Origin of the sequence: Streptomyces sp. GC420 (genome assembly GCF_009916105.1) — a bacterium.
GTDB lineage: Bacteria > Actinomycetota > Actinomycetes > Streptomycetales > Streptomycetaceae > Streptomyces.
The window spans coordinates 1-8,077 of record NZ_JAAAXQ010000356.1; the positions used below are offsets into that span (position 1 = coordinate 1).

The window sequence follows — 8,077 nt, forward strand, 5'->3', positions numbered from 1 at the left end:
GGGGGGCGAGGGCTTCGGCGCGACCGGCCAGCGGCTCGGGCTCCGTCCCGGCCGTCGGCTCGTGCTCCGGGGCGGACCGTACGGGGGTCCCTTCGTCGGTGCGGGCGAGGGGCCCTCGGGCGGTGCGGGCGAGCGGTCCTTCGCCGGCGCGCGGGAGCAGCCCATCGTCGGCGCGCAGGATCCGCTCGTGCATGGCTCGCAAAGCGGGGCCGGGATCGACACCGAGTTCCTCGGCGAGCAGCCGCCGGGCCTCGCCGTAGGTTGCGAGCGCCGCCGCCTGCCGTCCGGAGCGATAGAGGGCGAGCATCTGCATCTCGCGGAAACGCTCGTCGAACGGGTGCGCGGCCACCAGGTCCGCCAGCTCGGCGGCCGCCTCCGCGTGGGCACCGAGCTCAAGGCCGGCCGCCAGTCTCGCCTCCAGCGCGGACAGCCGAAGCTTCGTGAGCCGAGTCCGCTGCGCCTCCGCGTACGCCCCCCGTATGCCCGCGAGCGCGGTCCCCTGCCACAGTGCGAGCGCGTCGTGCAGCGCGGCGGACGCTTCCTCGGTCCCGCCCCGGGCACGGGCCCGTTCCGCGCGGGCGACCAGTTTCCGGAAGACGGCGAGATCCAGCGCGTCCTCGTCCACCTCGGCCAGGTAGCCGTCCCCGACCGAGCGGATCAGCCGCGCCTCCAGCAGCCGCCGCAGCCGGTGCACGTAGGTGCGGACCGACCCCACGGCGGAGCCGGGGGCGTTCGCTCCCCACACCGCGTCCACCAGTTGGTGGACCGGCACCTGCGCACCCTCGCCGAGCAGCAGCGCCGCCAGCACGGCCCGCTGCTGCGGCGGCCCGAGCGGCACCTCGGCCGTGTCCCGCCATGCCCGGACCGGCCCCAGCACTGTGAACCGCACTCGATCGCGCACTCTGCTCTCTCCCCCGACCCGCCGTGTCCGCGTCTCCAGGCACCAGGCACCAGGCACCAGGCACCAGATGTGCAACGCACCGTCCGGCCGCGATGTTTCGCCGACCCCGAACGTGGACAACGTTGCCACGCAAGCCCCTGCCGCGGCCGTGGGCCACCGCATGATGCCGATTCCCGGCCGGGCAACTCCCTCTCCTGGTGGCGAGTTTGCCTCAGTCGGCCTCGTCGCGGCCCGGCGTCCGGCAGCCCGCTTACCGGCCCCGGCGCGCCACGGGCCCGCCGCGCGGGCGCATGACACAGGGGCGCGGGCGGCCGGCCGACCGCCTGTGGCCGGCTGCGTGCACGCCGGTCAACGATGTTGCTGCGTACGTGGTCGCAGCGGCCATTGAGATACTCCGGCCATGGATACGAGCGCGAGGACGGACGGGTTACGGCCGGACCGGGCAGCCCCGGGGGTCGAGTCGGGCCGTCCCACGGACTGGGCACTGCGTCCCGCGCAGCCGGTGGATGTCGAGGCCATCGCGGAGCTGCGGGCGACGGTGATGCGCCCGGACCTGGAGCGGTTGGGACGGTTCGACGAGCATCGGGTCCGGCAGCGGCTGCGGGATTCCTTCTCCGCACAGCACACGTCGGTGATCGTGGCCGATGGTGCCTTCGCGGGGTGTGTCACCGTGCGCCCGGCCGAGGACGGGCGCTGGCTGGAGCATTTCTATCTGGCGCCGGGTCTGCAGGGCCGAGGGCTCGGATCGGCTGTCCTGCGAACACTGCTGAAGCGGATCGACACCGACGGACTGTGCGCCCGTCTGAATGTCCTGCAGGGCAGCGCCGCCCGGCGGCTGTACGAGCGCCACGGGTTCACCGTGGAGATTCAGGACCCGATCGACGTCTACATGGTGCGACGGCCGGGTGCCGGCGCTCCCGAGGCCGACGTGAGGGCCGGACCCTGACCAACGAGTCCCCGTCCGGTCGGCGCGCCGCCCCGACCGCGCCGCCCGGCGGGCAACTCGATTGGCACGAAAAGTGCCGTCGGCTGTCGTCATCGGCCGGCACAGACCGTGCGGGACGACCTTTAGCATGGGCCCCGCCCGCACATGGTGCCGGCCCGGCCGGAGGCGCGGTTTCCGAAGGCCACGGACCAGGACGGACCAAACGCCCCCTCGGGTGGGTCCGCCAGGTGGGCTGTAGCCGCTTCCGCCGCAGGTGGGCGGGGGCGAGGAATGCATGGGCCCGTCTCGCCTTGATCCGGCGCTGTCGCGTTGTGGATCAGTGTGTGTGGACCAGGCGTGGACCAAGAACGCGCGAGGCAGCGGCCCTCGTCGGTCTGGTCAGGACTGGCCGTGGCGGCGCAGCAGCCTGCGCAGACGGGCGAGCGGCGAAGGCCCGTCCCTGCGCGAGTAACGCGGGCCGCCCTCCGCCCGCAGATCATCCGCCACGTCGTACCGTTTCCCATACTCATCGAGGAATGCCTGCAACGTGGCCACAGCGGGAATGGCGATGAGGGTGCCGGTCGCACCGAGCAGGGCAGTGCCCGCGACCACGGAACCGAAGGCCACCGCCGGATGGATGTCCACGGTCTTGGACGTGAGCTTCGGCTGAATCAGGTAGTTCTCGACCTGCTGATAGGCCACGACGAACACCAGCACCCACACGGCGTACCAGGGATCGACGGTGAACGCGACCAGCATGGGCACGGCTCCGGCCAGATAGGTGCCGATGACCGGGATGAACTGCGACACCACGCCCACCCATAGGGCGAGCACGGGGGCGTACGGCACGCCCAGCACTGCCAGCATGATGTAGTGGGCGACTGTGGAGATCAGGGCCATCAGCCCCCGGGAGTAGAGGTATCCGGCCGTCTTGTCGACCGCGATCTCGAAGGCCCTGAGTACCTTCGTCTGTTTGGCCGGTGGCAGCAGCGAGCACAGCCAGCGGCCCAGCCGGGGGCCGTCCGTGGCGAAGTAGAACGTGAACAGGAAGATCATCAGCAGCCGGAACAGACCGCCCAGCACGGAAGCCGAAAAATCGAACACCCCGCCCGCATGCTTCTGTACGTACGTTTGGAGCCAGTCGGAGCGCACCAATCGGCCCGGGTCGACCGACAGATCCGTGCGGAACGTCCTGTTGATCCAGCCGATGACCGAGTCAAAGTACTCCGGGAAGTTCTCGACGACGCCGCTGATCTGACCCGCAAGCATCGAACCGAACAGCACGAGGAACCCCGCCGCCCCTAGGGGCACTGCGAGACACACCAGGAACGCGGCCAGGCTCCGGCGGATACCTCGGGCCGTCATCCGGTCGACGCCCGGCTCGATCCCCAGCGCCAGGAAGAACGCGATCACAATGCTGAGCAGCAGAATGGTGAGCCTCTGGAACGCCCAGCTGCCAAGCTGATAGGCGGCCACCATGGCGAGCGCAAGCGCCATGGCCCGCGGCAGCCACCTCGGCATCCGGTCGGTACCCCCCGCTCCGCTGGGCGGGGATTCGGACGGCTGGGGCTCCTGGCCAGGGTCCGGCTGCGTCATCGCCCGTCGTCACAGACCGTCGCAGCGAATGCCGAGCGCCACGGGCACTGCACTCCGGGCATCCTTGATCGCACCGGGCGAGAGTTCCGCCTGGACCGTCTGCGTGACCACTCGCACATGGGCTCGCGAGCAGACACAACGACCATTCGCCTGCCACAGGACCTTGGCTCACGAGCCCACACGGTCACCCGAGACAAGCGCACACGTATACCGGTCAAGGCTCACTGTTCAGGACGGATCGCATAGTTCAGGAGAAATCCTGACATTAACTGGTCTGCTGCTCTCACGTTTCTTATCTACCTTCTGCTGCGCCTCCGCGCAGTTCCGCCGGCCATCCGGCGGCGGTCGGCCGGACCTGGCCGACCGCCGAGCTGTGTTTCCCCGCCACTCGCGGCGACCGACGCCTGCGCTTGCGGATATCGGCGACCCGGCCATGGAGACACGAAATCACCACGGCTTTCCACCGCCTCGCCGCACTGCCCCGTCCCGCCGGCTGGCCGGCAAACCCCTGCCTGCACGACCCGAAAGACCTTGGAGAAACCGACCATCGCGCCGGGACTCCGCCATGCCCAAGCAGCGAAACCATCCCGCTCACCCGGCTACAGACGAACGGCGACGTCTCATCACCCCAACCGAAACGGCGAGGCATCGTGCTCCATCCATCGGGGCTTCTACCCTTGGCGGCACAGAGGCCGCGTGCAGCGTGTGGAGTGCTACAGGTCAGGAAGTACCTCGCAACGGAGCCAGTGGACCCCGTGTGGACCACGGCCCCCGCGAAACACTCGGGGCCGGTACGCTGTACCCGCTCCGTCCCAGGTGGGCGGCAGCGGAGGTGGGTTGCCCGAGCGGCCTAAGGGAACGGTCTTGAAAGCCGGAGTGCCCTGAAACGGCCATCGGGCGCACGAGTCGAGCAGACTCCCCAGCTCACACAAACCGCAGGTGGGGCAGGGCGCCGGGTCCAATCCGGCACCTCACCACCCGGTTTCCTGTCCCGTCGTGTCTCACCCTGTGTCGGTGTTGATCAGGGCTGACGGACCACTCACGGACCAACGACGGACCAGGACCGGCGCAGCGGCGAGCCGCAGAGCATGGAGTGTGCTGTAAGCCTCCTCTGGGTGCGACGCACCCGACTCGGGGATAGTGGTCGCGCTCACGGCATTGGTTCACCCCCGCTCGCGCGAGGAACAGCGGACGGCGTGGCGGTGCAGCTTTCTGAGGCCAGCTCACCTCCACTCACGCGGGGAACAGCGTCCACTCTCGGGTTGCCGCCCTGGTGGTTACGGCTCACCCCCGCTCGCGCGGGGAACAGCAGACCTACTGCGCGATGCGCCCCTACACCGTCGGCTCACCCCCGCTCGCGCGAGGAACAGGCCCGCAGCAGCGACCACTCACCGTAGATCGCTGGCTCACCCCCGCTCGCGCGGGGAACAGGACTCGATACACCGGTCGATGTTCCGGTTGTTCGGCTCACCCCCGTTCGCGCGGGGAACAGCTCAAGGCAGCGGGCGCCGCCGCGGCGGTGAACGGCTCACCCCTGCTCGCGCGGGGAACAGCAGGAGGGGAATCAGGTGCAGTTTCAGGATGAAGGCTCATCCCCGCTCGCGCGGGGAACAGTCCGAGCCGCCCGCCGCGAGCCACCCGGGCAGCGGCTCACCCCCGCTCGCGCGGGGAACAGACAGAAACCCGTATCGGAGTGTTCCTGCCAATCGGCTCACCCCCGCTCGCGCGGGGAACAGACCGTGCCGCAGGACGAGCTGTGGCTGATCGATGGCTCACCCCCGCTCGCGCGGGGAACAGCCCGAGATCTCGCCGAGCCGCGCCCGCACCACCGGCTCACCCCCGCTCGCGCGGGGAACAGACGATCAGGCCGGGCAGCTGGCTCGCCGTCTGCGGCTCACCCCCGCTCGCGCGGGGAACAGTGCTGGTGGTCGGTACGAGCGCCCCGGGCCGGAGGCTCACCCCCGCTCGCGCGGGGAACAGACCGTGGCGATGGGGGCCAGGCGCATGCGCACCGGCTCACCCCCGCTCGCGCGGGGAACAGTCTTGGCACATCGCGGTGAAGGACACCCACCGCGGCTCACCCCCGCTCGCGCGGGGAACAGAGCTCCACCACGACGACGGGGAACTTCTTCGTCGGCTCACCCCCGCTCGCGCGGGGAACAGGGACGCAACAACAGCAGCAGCGACAGCAGCGGCGGCTCACCCCCGCTCGCGCGGGGAACAGGAACGGGAGCGCACCATGTCCAACACCCTCGACGGCTCACCCCCGCTCGCGCGGGGAACAGTTGTTCACGTCGTCGGTGGCGCCGAGCATCGCCGGCTCACCCCCGCTCGCGCGGGGAACAGCAGTGGGGGCAGTAGGCGCCCTCCGCGCCGTCCGGCTCACCCCCGCTCGCGCGGGGAACAGGCCCGCGACCCGAGGGTCGATTTGATCTGGGACGGCTCACCCCCGCTCGCGCGGGGAACAGCCCTGGATGAACCCGGAGATCAGCGACACGCCCGGCTCACCCCCGCTCGCGCGGGGAACAGGGCACGGCGTACATCCTCGAGGAGTCGTATGTCGGCTCACCCCCGCTCGCGCGGGGAACAGCCCGGCTTTCAGGTGGTGCAGGGCGACTGTCGCGGCTCACCCCCGCTCGCGCGGGGAACAGGGGATCGGCGGCACGGCCGTCGCCAACCCCCGCGGCTCACCCCCGCTCGCGCGGGGAACAGAACCGGATGGTCAGGCCGCCGAGGACATCACTCGGCTCACCCCCGCTCGCGCGGGGAACAGAGCAGAGAGGCGATCCAGGTGGCGATGCGCTGCGGCTCACCCCCGCTCGCGCGGGGAACAGATCTCGCACCACTGGATCGTCAGGTTCATGCGCGGCTCACCCCCGCTCGCGCGGGGAACAGCTGGGCGTCGCGGAAGGGGTCGGACGCCTGGACGGCTCACCCCCGCTCGCGCGGGGAACAGCCCCTGCGCTCCGCCTTCTCCGCCTCCCCGGTCGGCTCACCCCCGCTCGCGCGGGGAACAGACAGCGTGAGTACCGCAAGGTTCATGAAGAACCGGCTCACCCCCGCTCGCGCGGGGAACAGCCCGCGCACCTCAACGGCACCCCGCCGCGCGACGGCTCACCCCCGCTCGCGCGGGGAACAGCTTGGCAAGGTCACTGAGCACGTTATGCCGATCGGCTCACCCCCGCTCGCGCGGGGAACAGCCCTCCTTCATGTCCTCCACCGCCGCTTCGAGCGGCTCACCCCCGCTCGCGCGGGGAACAGGTCAGCACCCGCCCGACCGACGTCGACAGCGTCGGCTCACCCCCGCTCGCGCGGGGAACAGTCACAGGCGCGGCAGTCGTACATCGGGGTCTCCGGCTCACCCCCGCTCGCGCGGGGAACAGTCACCGAAGTCGTATGGCAGGAGGGCCAGTGATGGCTCACCCCCGCTCGCGCGGGGAACAGGCATCGCCGGCCCGGCCGGCACCGGCAAAAGCCGGCTCACCCCCGCTCGCGCGGGGAACAGCAGCGACCACTCCGGCACGGTGACGCCCTGCGCGGCTCACCCCCGCTCGCGCGGGGAACAGGTTTCCTGAACTGGCGTTTCTCAGGGCGTTGCCATTTTGTTATCTACCTCCATGGGGTTGAATGCGATGAGTGTGAGCCCGTCGAAGTCCACAGGCTCTCGGCGGCGCTGCCCCGCTGTGCGGACGGCGTAGCGTTGCTCGCTGTTGTCCGGGTGCATGAGGACGGCCGCGCCGTCGGCGACGGAGGCGCTGACGGCGCTCCACAGTTCTTCGCGGACGCGTGCCGAGAGGGTGCCGACGTACAGGCCGGGCATGGGCTCGGTCAGCCAGCGGCTGAGTGCTCCGCGGACGTGGTCGGGGACGGCTGTGGTGGCAATGACGGTCATGGTGGCCATGCCGCTACTCCTCGCCGTAGTTGGTGCCGCCGTCGAGGATGCCGTTGACCGGGTCCCAAAGATGTACGAGTTCTTCGACCGCCTCTTCCGCGTCGTCCTGGCGCGTTCCCTCGTCGGGTTCGAGGAGGTCCTGGATGTCGGCGACGATGCGTGGCAGCAGGCGGAAGAGCCTCAGCCCTTCGCGGAAGGAGCGGCGGGCCTCGCCTTCGGGGTCGGGGGACTGGGCCAGGGAGAAGGCCAGGGGCAGGGTGAGTTCGGCTTTGTACAGATCGGCTATGTCGTAGACGAACGAGTGTGAGGTGCCGGTGTGGACGAAGCCGAGGGCGGGGCTGCAGCCGATGGCTGTGATCGCCGCGTGGGTGATGCCGTACAGGCAGGTGTTGGCTGCGGACAGCGCGCGGTTGACGGGGTCCTGGCCGTCCCAGTCGGCGGGGTCGTAGGAGCGTTTGAAGGGGCGTACTCGGTGCTGCTGGGCGAGGAGGCGGTACATCGCTTTCATCCGCTGGCCTTCCAGGCCGCGTAGTTGGGCGATCGTGGCGTCCTTGGGGGCGGTGTCGCCGAAGCGGTGGGTGTACATGCGGCGGGCGACGGCTGTGCGCTGGGTGTCGTCGGCCCAGGACCGTACCTGTGTTTCGAGCCAGCGGTTGGGCATGCCGTCGGGGACGGTCGCCGCGTAGCAGCGCACACCGCCCGCGCCGGTGCAGACCACGGTGGTTCCGTGACGGGCCAGGGTGGACAGGGCGCGGGCGGTGAT

Annotated in this window: 5 protein-coding genes and 1 CRISPR repeat array; of the genes, 1 reads left to right on the top strand and 4 read right to left on the bottom strand. The window is 70.4% G+C overall.

The window, feature by feature from the left end; all coding sequences use genetic code 11:
* The coding region (locus tag GUY61_RS30825; RefSeq protein ID WP_313896950.1) for an AfsR/SARP family transcriptional regulator at nucleotides 1-901 on the bottom strand (901 nt) is incomplete at its 3' end.
* Nucleotides 902-1,301: 400 nt separating this feature from the next.
* On the opposite strand from GUY61_RS30825, the gene GUY61_RS30830 reads away from it, so the two are divergent.
* The gene (locus tag GUY61_RS30830; protein WP_166633541.1) at nucleotides 1,302-1,847 is read left to right on the top strand and encodes a GNAT family N-acetyltransferase; all 546 of its coding nucleotides are present in this window, start codon (nucleotides 1,302-1,304) and stop codon (nucleotides 1,845-1,847) included.
* Between the two features lie 378 nt (nucleotides 1,848-2,225).
* On the opposite strand, the gene GUY61_RS30835 is transcribed toward GUY61_RS30830, so the two are convergent.
* The 3 genes from GUY61_RS30835 to cas1e all read right to left on the bottom strand — a co-directional run.
* Entirely contained in the window at nucleotides 2,226-3,347 is a 1,122-nt protein-coding gene (locus tag GUY61_RS30835) for an AI-2E family transporter (protein ID WP_166633542.1), read from the bottom strand.
* Between the two features lie 1,234 nt (nucleotides 3,348-4,581).
* Nucleotides 4,582-6,988: a CRISPR direct-repeat array (repeat unit 29 nt; unit sequence CGGCTCACCCCCGCTCGCGCGGGGAACAG).
* Nucleotides 6,989-7,008: 20 nt separating this feature from the next.
* Entirely contained in the window at nucleotides 7,009-7,323 is a 315-nt protein-coding gene (cas2e, locus tag GUY61_RS30840) for a type I-E CRISPR-associated endoribonuclease Cas2e (protein ID WP_166633543.1), read from the bottom strand.
* A 4-nt stretch (nucleotides 7,324-7,327) separates the two neighbouring features.
* Nucleotides 7,328-8,077 (bottom strand): type I-E CRISPR-associated endonuclease Cas1e (gene cas1e, locus GUY61_RS30845; RefSeq protein WP_166633544.1); only part of this gene is annotated, 750 nt, incomplete at its 5' end.